We start from the raw sequence: 20,667 nt of genomic DNA on the forward strand, positions 1-20,667 counted from the left end.
CGCCAAAGGCATGGTCCAGGACCTCAAAGAACCAGCCCAACAGGCCATGGACAACGTCAAAACCACCGCCACCGACGGCATCGAACACGTCAAAACCGACAGCCAAGACGCCGCCACCGACGTCAAAGACCGCGCCACCACCGCCAAAGGCACCATCCAAAACACCTAGGCAGGCGCGGCAACTGCACGTCATTCCGTAGGCAACTGCATTACACGACAGGCCGGCCCCGCCCACCCGCGGAGCCGGCCTGTCTGGTTGGCCCCCTGACCGAGAGGACACCCCCATGGCAACTCATGACGCATCCGAAACCAGTACCGCGAAGGCGGGGCAGGCACCGGATCCAAACGACTCCAGGAAGCCTGACAGCCCCAAGGAGCTGGATAAGCAGAACTGGAAATACATCGCCAAGAAGACACTGCGCGAGTTCAGCAAGGACCAGTGCCCCGACCTCGCCGCTTCCCTGACCTACTACGCGGTCCTGTCATTGTTCCCGGCCATCCTGGCCCTGGTGTCCCTTATCGGGCTGTTCGGCGATCCGCAGAAGACCACGGACGCGCTCCTGCAGATCGTCAGCGGGTTCGTCCCGGGCGAGACCGTGGACACCATCGGCGGGGTTGTGAAAGACCTGGCCAACGCCCCTGCGGCCGGATTTACCCTGGTCATCGGCCTGGCCACCGCGCTCTGGTCGGCTTCAGGGTATGTGGGTGCTTTCGGCCGTGCCATGAACCGCGTGTACGAGGTGGACGAGGGACGCCCGTTCGTCAAGCTGCGCGGAACCATGCTGGCCGTGACCGTGCTCGCGATTGCCATCATCGCCATCCTCGCCGGCATGCTGGTCCTGAGCGGCCCGGTGGCAGAGGCTGTCGGCGGCTTTATCGGGCTCAGCGGGGTTTTCCTCGCCGTCTGGAACATCGCCAAGTGGCCCGTGATGGTGGCCCTCATCATCGTCATCATCGCCGTCCTCTACTACGCCACACCCAACGTCAAGCAGCCCAAGTTCAAGTGGATGAGCATGGGGTCGGGTATCGCCCTGGTCGTTTTCCTGCTGGCCTCCCTGGGATTCGGCTTCTACGTGGGGAACTTCGGCAACTACAACAAGACCTATGGCGCCCTGGGCGGCGTGATCGTCATGCTGCTGTGGCTCTGGATCCTGAACATGTCGCTGCTCTTTGGAGCCGAGTTCGACGCCGAGACAGAACGCGGCCGCCAGCTCCAGGCCGGCATCAAGGCAGAGGAAACCATCCAGCTGCCGCCGCGCGACACCAAGAAGAGCGAAAAACTGCAGGCCCAGGAAGAAGAAGACATCAAGCATGGCCGCGAACTGCGTGAGAAATATGCCGCGGAAAACGGGGACAACGGCGACGCAGAGGCCACCGGCGCCGGGGAAAACGCGCCCACTGAACCGCACCGGGAACGGGTCCGGGACAAGGTCCGCGACCGCGCCACGCACGGCACGCCGGAAGACGATGACCGGGGACCCCAAAGGCACTAGGCAGGACCCCCGAATTGGTGGAAGATTAGTCAGGTCCTGAAGAGTTCCCGGGTGCGTGAAGCCCGGGGTTAGGCGGGGCCGGCGGTGAGATGGCCTCTTCTGAGACCGAGGCCAGTCCCCCCAGTCGCCGTCGGCCCCCTGGACGGATTCCGCCCGGGCGGATCTCCCACGTGACCTGGCCATATGCCGTGGCGCGCAAGGCTCGCATAACTGGACAAACTGCCCGTGCTGAAATACCTTCATGTTTACTTACCTTGCCGGCCAACTGATGGCAGGGCCGCTGAAGCAGACACGGCGGAAATCACGGTCAAACCTTGTGAGCGGATATGCCTGCCAACCATTTTGAAGATTTTCTTGCGGACGCAGTTGTTCCGGCAAAGGAGCCCGGCCTGGGCCTCGGCCGCGACGAACTCTACGGCCTGTACACCAGCTGGTGCCTGATCAATAAGGTCCAGCTCCAAGCGCCTGAAGACCTGTGGGCAGCCCTGAAAGTGAAGGGCATCGATCCCGACAGCAACAACCTCTCCATGACCGGCCCCGCGGCAGCTGACTACATTATTGCCAGCGCACCCGACCTGGTCTGAGCGCTAACCGAAAGGGCTGCCACGGCTTTCCGTGGCAGCCCTTTCGTGTCTCCTCAGCTCCTCCGCTCAGCCCTCTGCGCCGCGCGGGTCAAGGGCAAGGGCAAGGAGGTAGCCGGCGAACCCGCGGGGAGCACGCGCCTCCAACCTGCCGGAGGTGATGACGCGGTTGCTGTCGGTAGCGGCGATCACCGCGCCTCCGCTGCGCAGCTTCCTGACAAGGCTCCTGTCCTCCCCGGATTCTGCGGCGGGAAATCCACCGGCTGCCAGGTAGGCGGATGCACGGACACCGAGGTTGGCGCCGTAGACATGGTGGTGGTTGTCCTGTAGACGGTGCCGCGCATGCCACCGTTGCAGCAGCCCCGTGTCCATCCCGTCAGAGTCCGGTTCCACGGAGCCCAGCACAGCGTCGGCGCCGGCATCAGCCAGTTCCAGTTGCCGGGTGAGCCAGTGCGCAGGAACGCGGGAATCGGCATCGGTGTTGGCAATCCAGATTTCCCCTGCGGGAATACCCAGGGCACCGGCCTCGGCCAGGACCGCCCTGTTCCCTTCCCGCCTGCTCCGCCCAACGCTTCGGAAATCAGCTGCCAGGACGTTGAACCGGGGATCTGCCGCAGCGAAGCGGCCAGCCACGGACGCTGACAGGTCGGTGCAGGCGTCCAGGACTACCAGCACGCGGACGCCCAGTCCGGGGCGCTGCACCTGGAGGTCGCCGACGGCGGTGCGGGCAGCCTCAAGTGCGGCACCCAGGTGCCGCTCTTCGTTGTGGGCGGGGACAACCACGCCAAGATGGCTGACGCGCTGGCCGGTTGGAGCTGTCATTCCGGGGCCGTCCTGGCCGGAATGGGAGCCACGAGGACCTCGAGGAGGAAATCCCGTTCCCGGTACATCCCTGCCTGGCGCCAGCTCAGCCGCTCCCTGGCGAGGGCGTGGACGGATTCGCCATCAAGCTCCCAGCCCGCCACCGGGTGCCTCCAATGGCAGAGCACCAGCGTCCCGCCGGGCTGCATGGCAGCCTCCACCCGATCCCACAGGTCGGCAAGCTCATCGCGGGCAAGGTAGTAGCCCACCTCGGACACCACGATGAGGTCGAAGGAGCCCTCCGGCCAGGCTTCCGGAAGCACGGCCTGCTCCACGGTGACGTGGTGTGCCCCCGCCAGCCGGTGCCTCGCGTGTTCCACGGCCACCCCGCTCGCGTCCACCGCAAGCAGGCTCCGGCACCGGGGTGCCACGTCCGCCGTCAGGGTGCCGATGGAGCAGCCGATTTCCAGTCCTGCCCCGTAGGAGGCCTCCGGCAAGGCTGCCAGCGTCAGGGCACGCTTGCGCTGTTCGTACCAGCTGGAACTGTAGTTCCAGGGGTCCTCGGTGCGCTGGTGCACGGCGTCGAAGATTTCCGTGGCCTCGCCGCTGCTGTGCACGGGGTCCCCCGGTTTCCGCGGCGGCGTCCAGGCAAACATCTCGAACCCCCTGGCGAAGTGCCTCAGGAAGCCCTCGCTGAGCAGCGCTTCGTCACCCGCGGCATTCGACAGCGGCAGGACCTGCGTGGCGTGGGCGGCCATGGCGCGGTCCTTGGCGTCCCGCGCGGACGGGTCAAGGTGTAACCTCATCCAGTCACGCCAGTCCGAATGGTCCGGGCCGGCCCAGTGCCAGTACCAGATGGGATATTCGAGCAGGCCGTGGCCGCCCTCGGCCGCAACGTCCGCCGCCACTGCACCCAGGGCGTCATGGTCGGCGTGGCCGTCGGCCCGGTAGGGCGCCACCACCACCACGTCGCGGCGTTCCCCGGGAATACCGGCGAGCCTGGCTGCGGCCTGCCGGACCGCATCAGCGATGACGTCCGCGTGCAGGCCCAGTCCGCGGTCCGGCAGGCCGAGGAAGCGCCAGCGGCCCTCCAGCCCCAACTCCGTGAGGGCTGCCCCAAACTCCTCCAGCCGGACTTTGGCGAGGCGTTCGGGCGTGTGCGTTACGGACTCCGGGTGGGAGCCCTCGCCTGCCGTGCAGAGCAGCACTTCCACGGCTGCCCCCAGCTCGCGCAGGCTCGCTGCCAGCCCTCCTGCGCCAAGGGTTTCGTCGTCGGGGTGGGCCGCGAGGACCACAAAGCCCAGGGCGGCCAACTCGCCGCTGTCCAGGGGCAGCTCAGGGGCGGCGGACAATCCGGCCGCCATCCATGACGATTCGGCGGTGCCCAGGTCCGCGTGGGAGAAGGTCACCATGGGCAGTCACCCTTGAGGGTCAGCGCACCCAACTGGGCGTCGTCCCGGCGCCCGTGGTGCTGCCTGACATAGAGGGCAAGGTCAGCCACCCGCTTGGCGTACGCGGCGTCGAACGCCAGTGGCCCGGGGCCGCGGTTGGCCGTCACCAGCTGGAGGACGTGGTCGACGGCGGAGGCAACAGTTCCGCGGACACGCTGGGCTTCGCTCCAGCCGCTGCTGCACCCGGCCGCGGTTCCAGAGGCGTCCACGCGCTCGGCGGCCCTGGTCAGGTACTGCAGTGCCGAAACGAGGATCCGGTCCGTTTCGCCCAGGGCAGCGAGCGCCAGCTGGTCCGGCTCGCGGCCCGATTCCGCGCCTTTCCGCAGGCCGTCCCGGAAGTCGCGGGCAACGCCCACCGCTCCCCCGAGCCAGCAGGCGGCAACCCCCATTCCGCCCCACGCGAAGCCGGGACGGCTGTGGTACCAGCCGCTGCCGCCCACAGCCGCAGCGGGTACCTTGTCGAAGTGCACCGTACCGCTGGGAATCTCGCGAAGTCCGCGGGCAATCCATTCCGGCTCCTCAGCCGTTACCCCGGCGTGGCGGAGGTCAACGGCGAACGCTGCCCGGCCGCCGTCGTCCGTGTGCGCGGTGATGACCGCCTGGTCCAGCCGGCCGGCCAGGGAGCACCAGGGCTTTGACCCGTTCAGGACGTACCCGGCGCCGTCGGCTGTGGCCCGGAGGCGGAGCCCCGGGCCCTCGGCTGCGAAAACACCCCAGGAGCCTTCGCCCGCGTCTGCCGCTGCCGCTGCCTGCTTCAGGATTGCCACGGCGTCGAGGTGCGGTTCGAAGACCCGGGCGGCAGCGACATCGACGGCGGCCACGGAAGCGAGGAGCTCCCACAGCTGTGCGGTCCGGCCTTCGCCCGGCAACGGCCAGGAGCGTCCAGCCGCGACGGCGAGCTGAAGCAGCGCCGGGACATCCTCTGCTGCGCCGCCCACAGCCGAAAGACCGGGGGCAAACCGCGCGAGCTCTTCCGCCGTTGAACTGAGAAGCACGGGCCGGACGGGGCTGCCGCCGTTTTCCGGTTTTCCTTGCAGTGTGCCCCGACCGTTGTCCGGGCTGTCCCCCACCGCCACCTACTTGCTGGCCGGCTCGGTCACCGCGGCGGTAGGCGCCATGGTTTCGGCGTTGACCATCCAGGCCAACTGCTCCAGCCGTTCGATGATCTTGTGCAGCAGGTCTGCGCTGGTGGGGTCCTCGTCGTCGACGTCGTCGTGGACATCGCGCATGGTTTTCACGGTCCGCTCCAGCCGTGTGGTGATGAGCTTGACGGTGTCCTTCGTGGACGTGAGGCCCGCGGGGAATTCAGCCAGGCGGTTGTCCGCTGTGACCGTGCTGCTGCGGCCGTCCGGCAGGGCGTGAAGGGCCCGCATGCGCTCGGCCACCTCATCGGCGAACAGCCGTGCCGCCGAGACGATTTCATCCAGCTGCAGGTGCAGGTCCCGGAAGTTGGTGCCCACGAGGTTCCAGTGGGCCTGCTTTCCCTGCAGGTGCAGTTCAATCAGGTCCGTGAGGACCATCTGCAGGTTGCTGGCAAGGGTGGGTGATGCCTTCATCGTTTTCCTCCATTGCGGCCTGTCCGGCTGCCCGCCAGCCGAACACTTATTCTAAGCATACTTATCAATGGAGGTCCGGTGGGCGTTTGAGGGCGTTGTCAGGTGATACGGGCGAGGGCGAAACCATCCCAGCCCTTGGAGCCCACGGTCTGGATGACGGTGGCATCCAGGCGGGGATGCTCCCCCAGCAGGGTGAGTGCGTCGATGATGCCTGGGGCATTCACGGGATCCATTTCCGGATCCAGGACGGCACCTTCCCAGATGGTGTTGTCCAGCACCACGGTGGCGCCGCGCCTGCCCAGCCGGACGGCCCAGTCAAGGTAGCGGCTGTTGTTCTCCTTATCCGCGTCAATGAAGATGAAGTCGAACGGCTCGCGGCCCTCTTCCTCCAGCGCAGCCAGCGTCTCCAGTGCCGGGCCCAGCCGGATTTCCACCTTCTGGCCCAGGCCGGCGAAATCGATGTTGGCCCACGCCACCTCGGCGTGCTTGGGGAGGAACTCGCAGGTGACCAGCGTGCCGTTGGCGGGCAGTCCGCGGCCCATCCAGATGGTGCTGAAGCCGGCAAGCGTACCGATTTCCAGGATGCGCCGGGCACCGGAGAGCTGCACCAGGAGCATCAGCAGCTTGCCCGCGTTGGGTGCCACCTCAATGGCCGGCATACCCGCGTCGGCCGCGGACCGGATGGCCTGCTCCAGCGCGGGGTCCGGGTGGACCACCACCCGCGAGAGGAACTCTTCGGTGGCGATCCATTCCGGCCGGGGCTTGTGCTCGAACATGGGCACAGTTTGGCACGCAGTGATCAGCCGGTCCAGAGGCTTCCGGAGGGCGGCAAACCGACTGCCCCCGCAGCGCAGGGGACGGTAAGGGGCTGGTCAGGAGCCGTCCGTGAGCGCCGCTTCGAGCCGGTCCACCTTGGCCGTCAGTTCGCCCGAATAGCCGGGCCTGATATCGGCCTTGATCACCAGGGAAACGCGGCTGCCGTACTGCCCCACGGCTTCGGTGGCCCGTTTGACGACGTCGAACACCTCATCCCATTCGCCTTCGATGGTGGTGAACATCGAATCGGTTTTGTTGGGCAGGCCCGAGTCGCGGACGATCTTGACCGCGGCGGCAACGGCGTCGTGCACGGAGGCGTCCCCCGGGCGTGAACCTCCCGCGGGAGTACCTGACGGGGCGACTGAAAAGGCAAGGAGCATGGGGCAAGTCTGCCACTGCACGCCACGGGGCAGAATCCGCCCCGGCAGGGCCGCCGTCACAATAAGCTCCTACCCCTCAGTAACGGTGAAGGGCGAGTACTCCGTTGCTAACCTTTTCGCATGAGCCTCGCAGTCGCCCGCAAGCCCCTCCGCGCCGACGCAGCGCGGAATGTGGACAAGATCATCACCGCGGCGCGGCAGTGCTTCCGGGAGTTCGGACCCGACGTTCCGCTGCAGACCATCGCTTCCACCGCCGGCGTTGGACCGGCCACGCTTTTCCGGAATTTCGCCGACAAGGAAGAACTCGTCCTGGCCGCACTGAACCGGCAGTTGCGGATCTCGGTGGACCCCGTGGTTGACGGCGCCCTGGCTGACATTGATGCGGCCAACGGGCTGTTCCGGGTGCTGGAAGCCCTGATGGACGCCGCCAGCGCTGACGCCAACCTGCTCGGCGCCGTGGCCGGGCGCCGCGAGCTCCTGACCGGCATCACGGGCTCCCTGATGGATTCCCTCAGCGTCCTGCTGGTCCGCGGGCAGGGCCAGGGCAGCCTGCGGCAGGACATCTCCATGACGGACATGTTCCGCCTCCTGGCCATGCTGATTTCCGTGGTGGACACCATGGAACCCGGATCGGACGCCTGGCGGCGGCCACTGGCGCTGGTGGAGGACGCCATCAGGTCCACGCGACCGGCGCGTCCGCTGCCCGCCCATGTGCCGGTGCCGGCTACTGCAACAGCGCAGCAGCCGGGCAGCCTTCGGGACTGACAGCCGGCCTGCGGGCGGGCGGCAGGTCCCCTGCCCTGAGGCCCGGACCGCACCAGACCGGACGCCGCGGGCGGCGCACCTGTCCGCGGGCCATTGTGGGGGTTCCCGCCGGTGCCCTAGACTTCACTCAGGGTTACGCAGCCAGCCTCAGTTCTTCCTCCCTGGAGCGACCCGTGAAGCATTCCCCCGCGCATTCGGCGCGCTAGAGCGGCATCCCATGAATACTCCCCAGCTTTTTTCTTTCCTCAGCGATCCCCGCGATCCCGAAGAAGTCCTGGCAAACTTGCCCGCCGAAGACCTGGCCGGCCTGTTGGACCTTCTGTTCCAGGAACTCGACACTGTTGAACCTGCCTTCGGCGCGCAGGCCTGGTATGACCTTGCCCTTGAAGAGAGCAACCGTCGGACGGTTTCGCCGGACGGGGCGGCACACGGCGTGGCGTAACCGCCCCCGCCCGTCCGGCCGTTAGGCCCCTTCGTTATCCCGTTGACCTGAACCTGGATCCCCTGCAGCAGCTGTGCCTGCATTTACTGTGCCTGCATCAGGTGCAGCGCCATTTGCGCCGGCATCGGTGGCCGGCTGCTCGCTGTAGTCGTTGGGGACGTGGTCCCTGGCCTCGAGGAGATGCTGCTGCAGCTTCTCCTCGGCGTCCCTGCGGCGACGGGCGGTGTCCCGCAATTCCCTGGTGGATTCGGAGCCGTGGGGTGACTTGTCGTTCATCGCGGGTCCTCCTTCTGGCGGCGCCAGGCGTAGGTTTTCGCCGCCGCCGTGTGGCGGGCGGCCTGCTTACAGTCCACCACAGAGGGTTGCGGCCGGCCGGTGAGGCGGCTATCCGGCAGCGGCATCCGCGCGGCGCCGGATCTCCCGGTGGACGGCGGCATGCAGCGCCGGGACGGGCGAGCCAGGTTGCAGGTCCAGTCCGTTCCTTAGGCTGCCTGCCAGTAACTCCAGGTCCGCGGCAGGGACATCGGACAGCCCGGCGAAGCGGGTGATGAAGTGCTTGGCCGGGAGACCGGTCCGGCGCCGGGGGTTCTTGCGGTGGGATCGGCCGGCTCTTTCGCCGGCGTGCTGCTGATTTTCCATGGTGGCCGTTCACAGGTAATCCAACGGCCAACTGCATAGCCGAAATTATGATACCGCCGGTCCCGCCCATTTCCTGTGAGCCAGATCACGTCATTTCCAGCCGGCCATCCTGAGGAGGGCTGCGGTGCCGGCCCCAACAATGACCACCAGCAGGAAGGGCGCCCGCAGTGCCAGGGCGATGGCTGCCGCGGCAAGCGCCCCCAGCCGGGCGTCTGCGGCAAGTGCCTGCCCGGTGGCCGCGGCGTTCACCACGGTCAGGGAGGCGAGCAGTCCGATGGTCATGGTGCCGGCGATCCGGGACATGCGGGGGTTCTCCAGGAACCGGGCGGGCACGAAGTAGCCCACCAGTTTCCACGCATAGGCCAGTACGCAGGACACGAGGATCCAGAACCAGAGATTCATCGGCCGGCCTCCGCCGCGTCGCCGGGCCCGTGCCGGTGGTGGCCGCCGTAGGGTTCCACATCGGGTTCGAGGCCCTCATCGCTGCGGCCGTGGCTGAACCAGCCAATCAGGGCCGCCACCAGCGCCGCCACCAGAATGGGCACTCCCGCGGGAACGAACGGCACGGCCAGCACGGTGGCCACGGCGCAGACGACGGCTATGGCCACCGGCTCCCGGCCCTTCAGGCGCGGCCAGAGCAACGCCAGGAAGGCGGCCACCGCGGCGCCGTCGAGCCCCCACTGCTTGGGATCGCCGAGTCCGCTGCCGGCCAGCGCACCTACTGCGGTGAAGAGGTTCCAGAGCACGTAGATGCCGATGCCGGCAGCCCAGAAGCCACGGCGTTGCTCGGCAGGATCAGCCTGGCCGGTGCTCGTGGCCGTGGACTCGTCGATGGTCAGCTGGGCGCCGACGTATTTGCGCCACCCTTCCGGTCGCAAGAGGGCATTAAGTTGCATCCCGTAGATCCCGTTGCGCATGCCCAGCAGGGTGGCAGCACTCATGGCGGCAATGCCGGAACCGCCGCCGCCCACCACGCCGATAAACGCGAACTGGGAGCCGCCACTGAACAGCAGCAGGCTCAGGGCCATGGTCTGCCAGAAATCCAGGCCGGAGGTGACGGACAGGGCACCGAAGGACACGCCGTAGAGGCCGGTGGCAATGCTGATGGAGATCCCCACCCGCACGGCGGGGGACGCCATCAGCTTCACCGCGGGCCGTCCGGGCCCGTGTTGCGAAGGCTCCAGGCCCAGGCGATGAGGGGTGCCTGCAGCGGCAGGCGGACCGTGTGGATCCGCCGCTCGAGCGGCGTCCCTGCCGGGCTGTAGGCGCGCCGGAGCGCGTCAACGTGGCCAGCGAGGAAAGCCGTGAACATCGCGGCCACGGCAGTGGCGGTGACCTTGCGGGTGGCCGGTATGAGGAGCCCGACGGCGGCCGCGGCCTCGATCAGGCCGGACGCGGCGATCCATTCCTCGCGCGAGAGGACGGCGAAGGGGCCGTTGGCGCCGGTGGGCACGGTGCCGGGGGCGGGGTCTTCACGGCAGAGGTAGTCGGGAACCACCTGGCGGTAGAAGCCGGGGCTTCGGAAGTGCTTGCCGGCGCTGGCCAGGAGCAGGGCGCTCATCGCAGCAGCGGACAGGTTTCGTGCAGCCCGGCCGGAGCTGGGGAAAGGCATGGCTCCACTCAATCACAGCGCGGGCACCGGCAGAAACCACCGCGCACCCCCTTGTTCAGGGGTGCGCGGTGGGGCTGCTGCCGATGTGCGCCTCCGAATGCTCAGTCTCCGTCCGGCACCCAGTCCATGGCGGAGCTGCCGTAGGGCGGTGGCGGGCCCGGGTAGTCCAGCGGCTGCCCCTCCACCAGCAGCGGAGGCCCGACGTACCGCAGCTCACCGTAGGAACTGGCCACGGTGCGGTATTCCGGCGACAGCAGGGCCTGCAGTCCGTGCGGGTTCGGCGGAAGCCTGAAGAGCTCCTCCGCTGTCCGGGCGAGTGACAGTCGGGCCGAACCACCGGCGCCGCTTTCATGCCGCCGGGCGAGGAGGGCTACCGCCGCGGCGGCTGCCCCGTAGCCTGTAGCGTGATCCAGGGCCTGGACCGGCAGGGCACCCGACCGCCATCCGGCGTCGTCCGTCATTCCGTACAGGTGGGCAATCCCACTGGCGGCCTGGACGATGCTGTCGAAGCCGCGCAACCTGCTCCACGGCCCATCCATCCCCCAGCTGTTCAGTGTGACCACCGCAAGGTCCGGCCGGGTGGACAGCAGGGACGCCGCGTCAAGGCCGAAGCGGTCCAGCGAGCCGCCGCGGTAGCCGGTGATCACGACGTCGGCCCCGGCCACCAGGTGTTCCAGCGCGGCGCGGGTGCCGGGCCGGCCGAGGTCGGCCACGGCGCTGCGTTTGCCGAAGGCGGTGTCCACGAACTGGTCGGAAAGTTCGGGCAGCGCCGGCGGGTCAATCCGGAGTACGTCGGCTCCCAGCGCCGCCAGCAGCCGCGTGGACACCGGGCCCGCGATGACCCGGGTGAGGTCCAGGACGCGCGCTCCCGCCAGCGGCCGGCGCGGATTGGCGCCGGGCTGCGGGATGTCCCGACGGCCGCGGCCCTGAGTGGCAGCGCCAGCAGCCGGGCCGTCCGGAACCTGCGGGTCAAGGACGATCCACGGTCCGGCGGCTGCTGCCCGGCCCATGTCCGAGGCCTGCCACTCGGCCCGGGTCCGGACGGCCGCCGCCACTGCGCCCCGCGCCTGGAGGGCGGACTCGGCCTCGAGGGAATCCATGCCGCGCAGGGCAGCTTCGGCTTCCTCCGTCGTCGTGGCATCCAGGGCCTGCAGGAGGCGTTGCCGGTGGTGCGGGTAGTTGGCGTGCAGCCGGATCCAGCCGTCCCGGGTGCGGCGGAAGCCGGAAAGCGGAGCAAACCCCTGCAAGGTGCGGCCGGCGATCCTCAGGTGTCCCGAGGAGTCGAAGGCGGCAGCGGTCAGTTCCGGGCTGGCGGTGTACCTGCCGGCAGCACCCGTGTACCGGTCCAACGCGGCGGCCGCGGCACCCACCGAAGCCAAGGCGAGGCCTTCTGCATCCAGCGGCCCGCCCCACCAGGTGCGCAGGCCCGCTGTATCCGCCGGCGCCACCGTTATCGTCCCTGCGAGGGGGCCACCTGCAGCTGCGAGAGCACCCGGGCCGGGACGTTCGTGGTGACCTCCTGGATCCCCAGCTCCCGGCACAGCGCTACGTCTTCCGCCGAATCCACGGTCCACACCCGGAATCGCCGCCCGGCCTCCAGCCACTGCCGGATGGTGTCCGGGCGTTCACGGACGTAGTCGATGCCCGGCCCGGCAAGCCCCACCAGGCCGGCGTCGAGGATCCGTTCGCCTTCCAGCTGGGTGGCCTTCATGAGGTTGGCGACGGCACCGCCCGTGATCAGGCCAAGGCCCAGGCCGCCGCGGATTTCATGGACAGTGAGGTCGTCCACCAGCTGGCAGATGTACTGCGCGGGGACGGACTGCAGCAGGTGCCGGACCGAATCCGGGCTGAAGCTCATGAACGTCACCGCCACGTTGTCCACCGTGGAGCTTCCGGGGTCCCAGCCTTCGCTGCGCAGGACCTCCAGCACGCGGTCCTCCAGTTTGAGCTGGTAGGGGCTGGGGTGTTTGAGCTCGATGGCCAGCTTCACCGGCCGGCCCGCGCCGCGGAGGACGTCCAGGAGTTCCGGGAGCGTGAGGAGCTGCTCGGACCGGGCGCCGTAGGTTTCCGGGATGCGGGCGCCCTTCCAGGAGGAGAAGTCCAGCTGCCGCAGTTCGCGGAGGGTCCGCTCGGCCACCGGGCCGGTGCCGTCCGAGGTACGGTCCAGGTTGGCATCATGCAGCAGGACCACATGCTGGTCGCGGGTGAGGTGGACGTCGCATTCCACGCCGTCAGCTCCGTCCGCCAGCGCCTGAAGGTAGGCGGCGCGGGTGTGTTCAGCGAAGGCGGCGCTCGAGCCGCGGTGGGCGAAGACCAGCGGCCGCTGCGCCGGCCCACCCGGGGTGGTCAGGTTCAGAGTGGCCCCGTTCCGAGTGGTTCCCTCAGATGCGGTCCCATCAGCTGCCGTCCCGTTGGCTGCGGTCCCATTAGCTGCGGTCCTGTCGCGTGTCGGCTCGTCAGGTGTCATGGGGACACGGTAGCCGACCCGGTCCGGTCAGCGGGGCTAGGCTTGGCTCATGCAGGTGAACTCTGAGCCAACTGCCCGGGAATCCCCTCCCCGCACCGCTCCTCCGGTGCCCGAAGGCGCGAAACCGCGGGCCGCCGTCGTCGGCCATCAACTCAGCGCGGGAGACGCCGAAAAGGCGGCAGCGCTGCGGAAAATGAAGATGCTGGCCCTGAGCCTGCTCATCGCCATGGCCGTGGTCTTCGTTTTCGCGTTTGCGCTGCAGGAGGACTACCCGTGGCTGCAGTACGTGCGCGCTGCCGCGGAAGGCGGCATGGTGGGTGCGCTGGCTGACTGGTTCGCCGTCACCGCGCTGTTCAAGTACCCCATGGGCATCAAGATTCCGCACACCGCCATCATTCCGCGCCGGAAAGACCAGATCGGCGCCTCCCTGGGCGAGTTCGTGGAGACCAACTTCCTCTCCGAGCAGGTGGTCCAGGACAAGCTGGCCAGCGTGAATATTGCCCGCCGCGCCGGCGAATGGCTCGCCGCGCCCGGCGGCGCGGACCGGGTGGCCAAGGAAGGTGCGGCGGTCATCCGGGGCGCCTTCAAGGTCCTGAACGACGACGACGTCCAGGCGGTCATCGAGGGCATGGTCCGCAAGCACCTGCTCACGCCGCCGTGGGGACCGCCGGTGGGCAGGCTCGCGGAACGGATTTTCCACGACGGACACCACCACACCCTGGTGGACCTCCTGGTGGACCGCGCCGCCGACTGGGTGGACGAGAACCACGAGACTGTCTCGCGGCTGGTGTCCGACCGCTCCCCCACCTGGGTACCCCAGTTCGTGGATGGCCTGGTGGGCGACAAGGTCTACGTTGAGATCCTCAAGTTCGCCCGTGCCGTGCAGTCCGACCCCAACCACCAGGTGCGGCAACAGATCGACAAGTACCTCAACGACCTGGCGCAGGACCTGCAGCACGACCCCAAGATGATTGCGCGCGCCGAGGACGTCAAGGCCCAGGTCCTTGGCGATCCCGAGGTCCGGGAGCTGGCCTCACGGACCTGGGGCACCGTCAAGAACGCCCTGCTCGGCGCCGTGGACGATCCGGACAGCGAACTGACCGTGAAGTTCAAGGCGGCGGTCCGCGACTTCGGTTCGCGGCTGGTCAACGATCCCGAACTCGCCGGCAAGGTCAACACCTGGATCGGCGACGCCGCCGGCTACCTGGTGAAGACGTACCGGTCAGATATCGCCGGCGTCATCACGGATACCGTGGCGCGCTGGGATGCGGAAGAGACCTCGCAGAAGATCGAACTCCAGGTGGGCAAGGACCTGCAATTCATCCGGATCAACGGCACCGTGGTGGGCTCGCTGGCCGGGCTGCTGATCTTCACGGTGGCGCACCTGATCTTCGGGTAGCCCCGGCTGCGGCCGGGAGCTCCTGGGTCAGGCGAAGGACTCCAGGCTGACGCCCGCGGCCTCCAGGCCTGCCCGGACACCGGCGGCCATTTCCACGGCACCCGGGGTGTCGCCGTGGATGCACAGGGAGTCGGGCCGGACCTGGACCACTGTGCCGTCGGTGGCCACGACTTCGCCCTTCGTGGCCAGCCGGACGGCCCGCTCAACGATCGCGTCGACGTCGTGCAGCACGGCGCCCTCCTCGGACCGCGGCACCAGCGTTCCGTCAGCCCGGTAGGCGCGGTCCACGAAGGCTTCGACGAACACCGGGTGGCCGGCTTCCTGCGCCTGCTTGAGCAGCTCGGAACCGGGGAGGCCCAGGATCGGCAGCCCGGGATCGTAGGCGTTGACGGCCGCCACCACGGCGGAGGCCTGCTCGGCGTCGTGCACCAGACGGTTGTAGAGCGCCCCGTGCGGCTTCACGTAGTCCACCGACGCACCCACGGCGTGGGCCACGCCGTCGAGCGCGCCCAGCTGGTACAGCACGTCGCCGAAGAGCTCGTCGAAACTCGTGTCCAGGGAACGCCGGCCGAAGCCCGCCAGGTCCCGGTAGCCCACGTGGGCGCCGACGGTGACGTCCAGTTCGTAGGCCGCACGGCAGCTGTCCAGCATGGTGACGGGATCTCCGGCGTGGAAGCCGCAGGCCACGTTGGCGCTGGTGACCAGCTGGAACATCCGGGCGTCATCGCCCATGGTCCACGAGCCGAATGATTCGCCGAGGTCAGCGTTGAGATCCAAAAGTGTTGCCTTCCAGCTGGTTGTCCGTGGCCCCGGCTGCCGTGAGCTCGCCGGGCAGGCTGTCCGGCATGGGTCCAAACGCCTCCTTGGCGTTGGCCACCACCGCGCGGCCCATCACGAGGTTACCGGCTCCACCTACCACGGCGCCGATCCCGAACGGCAGGGCCCGGCCCAGGAGCGCAGTTCCCTGGCGTTTGAGGAGATTTTTGAGGAAGGCTTTCTGGATGCGGTTGCGGATGGTGCTGAAGCCCGGCATCGGCATCGACTTGGAGAGCACGCTGCCCCACTGCTTGGTTGCTCCAGCGCCGTTGCCGGCCATCTGTCCGCTGAGGGTGCCCAGCAAAGCGGTGCCTTCCTCGCCCAGCATGATGGCCATGACCATGGTGCTGGCCTTCTCCGGGTTGGTCAGGCGGATGCCGTGGAGCTCTGCAAGGGAGGTGGCGTACAGGGCGGTTGCTTCGAGGAAGCCCACCGTGGCGGCTGCCGAGAGTCCCAGCGACGCGACGGTCCCCACACCGGGCACGACGGCGGTGGCCCCCACGATTGCGCCGCCGCCGGTGACTGCGCGGAGGTAGTCGCGCTCCAGGATGCCGGCCAGCTGGGCTGCCGTGGCTTTTGGGTGCTTCTTCTGCAGCCGGCGGATATAGGCCAGCACCAGCGGCCGCTGGATCTCTACGGCTTTGAGGAGCATGTTGTGGACGCCGGGCTTGGGCTTGCCGTCCTTGTCAAAGACTGCGTTGTGGGCCGTTTCCTGGGCGATCCGTACTGCTGGGTTGCTGCGCTTAGCCATGGTCACCTTCGTTTCACGTCGAGCTGCAGCGGGTGGCTGCCGTGCTTCTCCATCCTAGATGCAGAAACACTAAGCATGCTGAACTTTAACGCCGGCGCCCCTCCACCTCCGGCTGCAGACAGCACTGCGGCGGGACCCGGAGTGAGTCCCGCCGCAGCGTTGCAATCAGGAGCTTATTCGCTGATCAGTACCTTGACGGCCCGGATCGGCGATGAAGCCTAGGAGCGGGAGCCCCGGGCGGCTTCCTCCTGGGCGGACTTTTCACGGTCCAGCCCGCCGGCCGCCGCCTGCTCATCGGCGCGCAGCTCGGCCCGGAAGACTTCGAAGCGGGCAAGGTGGGCGGGGCGGCGGCGGAGGAAGAACCAGGCCACGCCCAGGACGAGGAACCAGATGGGGGTCACCAGCAGTGCTGCCAGGGTGTCCGGCTGGGTGGTCAGGGCCCAGAGGACGAAGGCGAAGAACGCGAAGACCACCCAGACCATGGGGACACCGCCGGGCATCTTGAACTTGGACGCCTCGTGCAGGTGAGGCCGGCGTGAACGGAACTTCAGGTAGCTGGCCAGGATGATGGACCAGACGAAAACGAAGCAGACGGCGGCCACGGTGGTGACCATGTCGAAGGCCTTGGCGATGTCCTTGCCGGCGTACATCAGGACGATGCCGGAGAGCAGCAGGATGCAGGACAGGAACAGGGCGTTCTGCGGGACTTTGCGGCTGGACAGTCGGCTGAACATGGTGGGCGCGTCGCCCTCCTGGGCCAGGCCGTACACCATGCGGGAGGTGGAGTAGATGCCGGAGTTGGCCGAGGACATGGCGGAACTGAGCACCACCAGGTTCACGATGGTGGCCGCGGCGCCGAGGCCGGCCAGGGAGAACATGGCGATGAACGGGCTGTGGCCGGCCTGGAACTGGGTCCACGGAGTGACGGAGATCAGGATGATGAGGGCGCCTACGTAGAAAAGCAGAACGCGGATGGGGATGGAGTTGATGGCCTTGGGCAGGTTCTTCTCCGGGTCCTTGGCTTCGGCGGCGGTGGTGCCTACGAGCTCAATACCCACGAAGGCGAACACGGCGATCTGGAAGCCGGCAACAAAGCCCATGAATTCGTTCGGGAACATCCCGCCGTGGCTCCACAGGTTGGTGAAGGTGGCAGGGCCGGCGTCGGACTGGAAACCGCTGAAGATCATGAACAGGCCAACAATGATCAGGGCTGCGATGGCGATGATCTTGATCAGGGCGAACCAGAACTCGGTCTCACCGAACGCCTTGACGGTGGCGAGGTTCAGGACCAGGAGGATGATCACCGTGGCGATGCCCGGGATCCACAGCGGAATGCCCGGCCAGAGTTCTTCCGAGTAGGCGGCGATGGCGATCACGTCCGCAATGCCGGTAATCACCCAGCAGAACCAGTAGGTCCAGCCGGTGAAGAAGCCGGCCCACGGCCCCAGCAGGTCAGCGGCGAAATCGCTGAACGACTTGTAGTTCAGGTTGGAGAGCAGGAGCTCGCCCATGGCCCGCATAACGAAGAACAGCATGAAGCCGATGATCATGTAGACGAAGATGACGGACGGGCCGGCCGCGGAGATGGTCTTGCCGGAGCCCATAAAGAGGCCGGTGCCGATGGCACCGCCGATGGCAATGAGCTGGATGTGCCGGTTGCTGAGCTGCCGCTCCAGGTGGGGAGGCTCGCTGCGGGCGGCGCTGCCCGCAGGAGGGTTGTTGCGGGGTGGCTCGCCGTTGGACGTGAGGGGATGATTCGCCATGGGGAACTCCATCGATAAAGCAGCATTTTTGGGTGCCGCAGAAGTTGGGTTCCTCCCCGCTCTGTAGTGAACCTGAGAGTTTCCGCGGCCCAAGCCGCTTGCACCGCCGGTGAGCCGGAACTGGTCCGGCTGCTTTCCAGAGTTGCCTGTCCGCGGCGGTACATGGGCCTGAGAGTTTCCTGGGGAGGGTTTGCTCCTACGGCGCCTGCTAAATGTACCCGGCAGGACTCTCCCGCCGCAGGTCGAAGGCATGTTCAGTTAGGTGTGCTCAGCGGCCGCACCCTTCCGGGGCAACGTTGGCCCGGGCTGCTCCGATGAGTTGAGCCAGCCGGACACGGTGCTGATCACCGGACCCAGTGTGGTGCGGGTCACGATCGAATGTCAAACCCCATTTTTCCACCCCCGCAACAAGGCAGCTGCCGCCCACTGCGTGACTGTCGGATTTGTTTTCCTTTCAACTAACCTGTACGGTGTGAGGCGAATCACCCACAGTTGAATAGCCTTTCGAGCTGTGACGGGAGAGTCCTCCCGGCACCACCGGGCAGGCGCCGTAGGAGCAAATCCTCCCCAGGAATCTCTCAGGCCCCCGTACCGTCACGGCGAGGCAACTCTGGAAAGTAACCCGGCCTAAGCCAGGTTCACCGACGGTGCAAGCGAACCCGCCACGCAGGGTTTTCGCGGAATCTCTCAGGTCCAATACAGAGCGGGGAGGAACCCATCCCATGCCGTGCCACCCTGGCCGGCCAGACCTGGAGTTCCTCATGACGATTCAATCCCTTCCAACCACGTTCGTTGACCGCCATATCGGCGCGCGCCGGCAGGCCGACATCGACACCATGCTCAAGGCTGTGGGCTACGACAGCGTTGACGGCCTGGTGGACGTGGCTGTTCCGGCGTCGATCCGCCAGGAAACGGCACTGAAGCTGCAGGACGCCCTGAGCGAGGTTGAGGTCCTCACCGAGCTGCGCCGGCTGGCCGGCAAGAACAAAACTGCCGTGCAGATGATCGGCCAGGGCTACTACGACACCGTCACCCCCGCCGTGATCCGCCGCAACATCCTTGAGGCGCCAGCCTGGTACACCGCCTACACGCCCTACCAGCCCGAGATCTCCCAGGGCCGGCTGGAGGCGCTGCTGAACTTCCAGACCATGGTCCAGGACCTCACCGCCCTCCCCGTGGCCAACGCGTCACTCCTCGATGAAGCCACCGCTGTGGCCGAGGCTGTGCTGCTGATGCGCCGCGCGAACAAAAATAAGGACGCCAAGGACGGCAAAACCGTCCTTGACGCCGACTGCCTCCCGCAGACCATCGCCATCGTCAAGGGCCGTGCTGAGGCTCTCGGCTTCGAGGTGGAGGTTGCTGACCTCTCCGCGGGCCTGCCTGAGGGTGCCATCAACGGCATCGTGCTCCAGCAGCCGGGCGTGTCCGGCCGGGTGTGGGACCAGAGCGCCGTTATCGCAGAGGCCAAGGAGCGCGGTGCGCTGGTCACTGTTGCCGCTGACCTGCTGGCGTTGACGCTGATCACTCCTCCGGGCGAGCAGGGCGCGGACATCGCCGTCGGCTCCACCCAGCGCTTTGGTGTGCCGCTGTTCTTCGGCGGTCCGCACGCCGCCTACATGGCCGTGCAGAAAGGCATGGAACGCACCCTCCCCGGCAGGATCGTCGGTGTCTCCAAGGACAACGCGGGCGCTCCGGCCTACCGACTGGCCCTGCAGACCCGCGAGCAGCACATCCGCCGCGAGAAGGCCACGTCCAACATCTGCACCGCGCAGGCGCTGCTGGCCATCGTGTCCTCCTTCTACGCCGTTTACCACGGCCCGGACGGGTTGAAGGCCATCGCGGAAACCGCCCACCACAACGCCAGGATCCTGGCCACGGCCCTCACCGCCATGGGCCGCGAACTGGTCACCGACGCCTTCTTCGACACCCTCACCGTGCGCGTGCCGGGCAAGGCCGCCAAGGTCATCAGCGCCGCCGAAGCGCGCGGCATCAACCTCCGCTTCGTCGACGCGGACACCGTGGGCGTCTCCATCGATGAGACCACGACGGCGGCAACGCTGTCCGCGGTGGCCGTCGCCTTTGGCGCAGGTCCGGTAGGCGACGCCGAGGGTTTCGAGCTGCCCGAATCCGTGCTGCGGTCCTCCGGTTACCTGGAGCACCCGGTGTTCAACACGCACCGGTCAGAGACGCAGTTGCTGCGTTACATCCGCCGCCTGTCCGACCGTGACCTGGCGCTGGACCGGACCATGATCCCGCTGGGTTCGTGCACCATGAAGCTGAACGCCACCGCCGAGATGGAAGCGATTTCCTGGCCGGAGTTCGCCTCGATCCACCCGTTCGCCCCGGATTCCCAGACCGAGGGCTGGCGTGAGCTGATCACCGGGCTGGAGGCTGACCTGACCGAGATCACCGGCTACGACCAGGTGTCCATCCAGCCCAACGCCGGTTCCCAGGGCGAACTCGCCGGCCTGCTGGCGATCCGCGGCTACCACCACTCCCGCGGCGATCAGCAGCGCAACGTCTGCCTGATCCCCGCCTCGGCGCACGGCACCAACGCCGCCTCCGCGGTCCTGGCCGGCATGAAAGTCGTGGTTGTCGCCACCGCACCGGACGGCACCATCGACCACACCGACCTTTCCGCGAAGATCGAGGCGAACCGGGACGCCCTGTCCTGCATCATGATCACCTACCCGTCCACCCACGGTGTTTACGACGGCGACGTGACCGAGGTCTGCGACGCGGTCCACGCCGCAGGCGGACAGGTGTATGTGGACGGCGCGAATCTCAACGCCCTCGTGGGCCTGGCGCAGCCGGGCAAGTTCGGCGGTGACGTCTCGCACCTGAACCTGCACAAGACCTTCTGCATCCCGCACGGCGGCGGCGGGCCCGGCGTCGGCCCGGTCGCGGCGAAGGCGCACCTGGCTCCGTTTATGCC

At 67.6% G+C, this 20,667-nt stretch carries 22 protein-coding genes and 3 riboswitches; of the genes, 6 read left to right on the top strand and 16 right to left on the bottom strand.

Going from position 1 to position 20,667, the window contains the following annotated elements; all coding sequences use genetic code 11:
- Window positions 1-284 precede the first annotated feature (284 nt).
- Entirely contained in the window at window positions 285-1,493 is a 1,209-nt protein-coding gene (locus AC1DBN_RS20940) for a YihY/virulence factor BrkB family protein (protein ID WP_477724139.1), read from the top strand.
- Window positions 1,494-1,819: 326 nt separating this feature from the next.
- Complete coding sequence (locus AC1DBN_RS20945; protein ID WP_314216768.1) at window positions 1,820-2,077, top strand: hypothetical protein; 258 nt, start codon at window positions 1,820-1,822, stop codon at window positions 2,075-2,077.
- A gap of 66 nt (window positions 2,078-2,143) precedes the next feature.
- Here AC1DBN_RS20945 and AC1DBN_RS20950 read toward each other — a convergent pair whose 3' ends face one another.
- The 6 genes from AC1DBN_RS20950 to AC1DBN_RS20975 form a co-directional block, all read right to left on the bottom strand.
- Window positions 2,144-2,896 (bottom strand): glycosyltransferase family 2 protein, encoded by a 753-nt coding sequence (locus tag AC1DBN_RS20950; RefSeq protein ID WP_477724140.1) that lies wholly within the window; start codon window positions 2,894-2,896, stop codon window positions 2,144-2,146.
- A complete protein-coding gene (locus tag AC1DBN_RS20955) occupies window positions 2,893-4,287 on the bottom strand; it encodes a bifunctional PIG-L family deacetylase/class I SAM-dependent methyltransferase (protein WP_477724141.1) in 1,395 nt (464 codons plus the stop codon). Before AC1DBN_RS20955 ends, AC1DBN_RS20950 begins: the two co-directional genes overlap by 4 nt.
- Entirely contained in the window at window positions 4,281-5,321 is a 1,041-nt protein-coding gene (locus AC1DBN_RS20960) for an acyl-CoA dehydrogenase family protein (protein ID WP_477724142.1), read from the bottom strand. The genes AC1DBN_RS20955 and AC1DBN_RS20960 overlap by 7 nt, the downstream gene beginning before the upstream one ends.
- Before the next feature lie 81 nt (window positions 5,322-5,402).
- The gene (locus tag AC1DBN_RS20965; RefSeq protein WP_477724143.1) at window positions 5,403-5,882 is read right to left on the bottom strand and encodes a Dps family protein; all 480 of its coding nucleotides are present in this window, start codon (window positions 5,880-5,882) and stop codon (window positions 5,403-5,405) included.
- Between the two features lie 98 nt (window positions 5,883-5,980).
- Entirely contained in the window at window positions 5,981-6,658 is a 678-nt protein-coding gene (locus tag AC1DBN_RS20970; protein ID WP_477724144.1) for an O-methyltransferase, read from the bottom strand.
- 96 nt (window positions 6,659-6,754) lie between these two features.
- Window positions 6,755-7,078, bottom strand: a complete 324-nt coding sequence (locus AC1DBN_RS20975; protein ID WP_477724145.1) for a thiamine-binding protein — start codon at window positions 7,076-7,078, stop codon at window positions 6,755-6,757.
- Window positions 7,079-7,198: 120 nt separating this feature from the next.
- On the opposite strand from AC1DBN_RS20975, the gene AC1DBN_RS20980 reads away from it, so the two are divergent.
- Window positions 7,199-7,843, top strand: a complete 645-nt coding sequence (locus AC1DBN_RS20980; RefSeq protein ID WP_477724146.1) for a TetR/AcrR family transcriptional regulator — start codon at window positions 7,199-7,201, stop codon at window positions 7,841-7,843.
- A gap of 217 nt (window positions 7,844-8,060) precedes the next feature.
- Window positions 8,061-8,285, top strand: a complete 225-nt coding sequence (locus AC1DBN_RS20985; protein ID WP_091717792.1) for a hypothetical protein — start codon at window positions 8,061-8,063, stop codon at window positions 8,283-8,285.
- Between the two features lie 21 nt (window positions 8,286-8,306).
- On the opposite strand, the gene AC1DBN_RS20990 is transcribed toward AC1DBN_RS20985, so the two are convergent.
- The 7 genes from AC1DBN_RS20990 to AC1DBN_RS21020 all read right to left on the bottom strand — a co-directional run bounded on the left by AC1DBN_RS20990 (window position 8,307) and on the right by AC1DBN_RS21020 (window position 13,003).
- Window positions 8,307-8,561, bottom strand: a complete 255-nt coding sequence (locus AC1DBN_RS20990) for a hypothetical protein (protein ID WP_091717790.1) — start codon at window positions 8,559-8,561, stop codon at window positions 8,307-8,309.
- Window positions 8,562-8,669: 108 nt separating this feature from the next.
- Window positions 8,670-8,924 (bottom strand): hypothetical protein, encoded by a 255-nt coding sequence (locus tag AC1DBN_RS20995; RefSeq protein WP_477724147.1) that lies wholly within the window; start codon window positions 8,922-8,924, stop codon window positions 8,670-8,672.
- Between the two features lie 90 nt (window positions 8,925-9,014).
- A complete protein-coding gene (locus tag AC1DBN_RS21000; RefSeq protein WP_091717786.1) occupies window positions 9,015-9,326 on the bottom strand; it encodes an AzlD domain-containing protein in 312 nt (103 codons plus the stop codon).
- Window positions 9,323-10,063, bottom strand: coding sequence for an AzlC family ABC transporter permease (locus tag AC1DBN_RS21005; protein WP_477724148.1), 741 nt, complete (start codon window positions 10,061-10,063; stop codon window positions 9,323-9,325). The genes AC1DBN_RS21000 and AC1DBN_RS21005 overlap by 4 nt, the downstream gene beginning before the upstream one ends.
- Before the next feature lie 5 nt (window positions 10,064-10,068).
- Window positions 10,069-10,536, bottom strand: a complete 468-nt coding sequence (locus AC1DBN_RS21010) for a DoxX family protein (RefSeq protein ID WP_477724149.1) — start codon at window positions 10,534-10,536, stop codon at window positions 10,069-10,071.
- Between the two features lie 101 nt (window positions 10,537-10,637).
- Window positions 10,638-11,984, bottom strand: a complete 1,347-nt coding sequence (locus AC1DBN_RS21015) for a CoA transferase (protein WP_477724150.1) — start codon at window positions 11,982-11,984, stop codon at window positions 10,638-10,640.
- Between the two features lie 2 nt (window positions 11,985-11,986).
- Complete coding sequence (locus tag AC1DBN_RS21020) at window positions 11,987-13,003, bottom strand: glycerophosphodiester phosphodiesterase (RefSeq protein ID WP_477724151.1); 1,017 nt, start codon at window positions 13,001-13,003, stop codon at window positions 11,987-11,989.
- A 49-nt stretch (window positions 13,004-13,052) separates the two neighbouring features.
- On the opposite strand from AC1DBN_RS21020, the gene AC1DBN_RS21025 reads away from it, so the two are divergent.
- Window positions 13,053-14,402: a DUF445 domain-containing protein gene (locus AC1DBN_RS21025; protein WP_477724152.1), complete on the top strand. Its 1,350-nt coding sequence runs from the start codon at window positions 13,053-13,055 to the stop codon at window positions 14,400-14,402.
- Between the two features lie 27 nt (window positions 14,403-14,429).
- Here AC1DBN_RS21025 and AC1DBN_RS21030 read toward each other — a convergent pair whose 3' ends face one another.
- From AC1DBN_RS21030 to cycA, 3 genes are all read right to left on the bottom strand, one after another.
- The gene (locus tag AC1DBN_RS21030) at window positions 14,430-15,179 is read right to left on the bottom strand and encodes a LamB/YcsF family protein (protein ID WP_045732844.1); all 750 of its coding nucleotides are present in this window, start codon (window positions 15,177-15,179) and stop codon (window positions 14,430-14,432) included.
- Complete coding sequence (locus AC1DBN_RS21035) at window positions 15,163-15,969, bottom strand: hypothetical protein (protein WP_477724153.1); 807 nt, start codon at window positions 15,967-15,969, stop codon at window positions 15,163-15,165. Before AC1DBN_RS21035 ends, AC1DBN_RS21030 begins: the two co-directional genes overlap by 17 nt.
- Window positions 15,970-16,187: 218 nt before the next feature.
- Window positions 16,188-17,732 carry a D-serine/D-alanine/glycine transporter gene (cycA, locus tag AC1DBN_RS21040; RefSeq protein ID WP_477724154.1) on the bottom strand — a complete coding sequence of 515 codons (1,545 nt, stop codon included), beginning with the start codon at window positions 17,730-17,732 and terminating at the stop codon, window positions 16,188-16,190.
- Between the two features lie 51 nt (window positions 17,733-17,783).
- Window positions 17,784-17,878: riboswitch (glycine riboswitch) on the bottom strand.
- Window positions 17,879-17,977: riboswitch (glycine riboswitch) on the bottom strand.
- Window positions 17,978-18,237: 260 nt separating this feature from the next.
- A riboswitch (glycine riboswitch) is annotated at window positions 18,238-18,336 on the top strand.
- A 157-nt stretch (window positions 18,337-18,493) separates the two neighbouring features.
- Between cycA and gcvP the strand changes: the two genes are divergently transcribed.
- Window positions 18,494-20,667, top strand: a 2,174-nt coding sequence (gene gcvP, locus AC1DBN_RS21045) for an aminomethyl-transferring glycine dehydrogenase (RefSeq protein ID WP_477724155.1), incomplete at its 3' end; no start/stop codon positions are given.

The sequence above is a fragment of the Pseudarthrobacter sp. 10T415 genome, assembly GCF_056394175.1.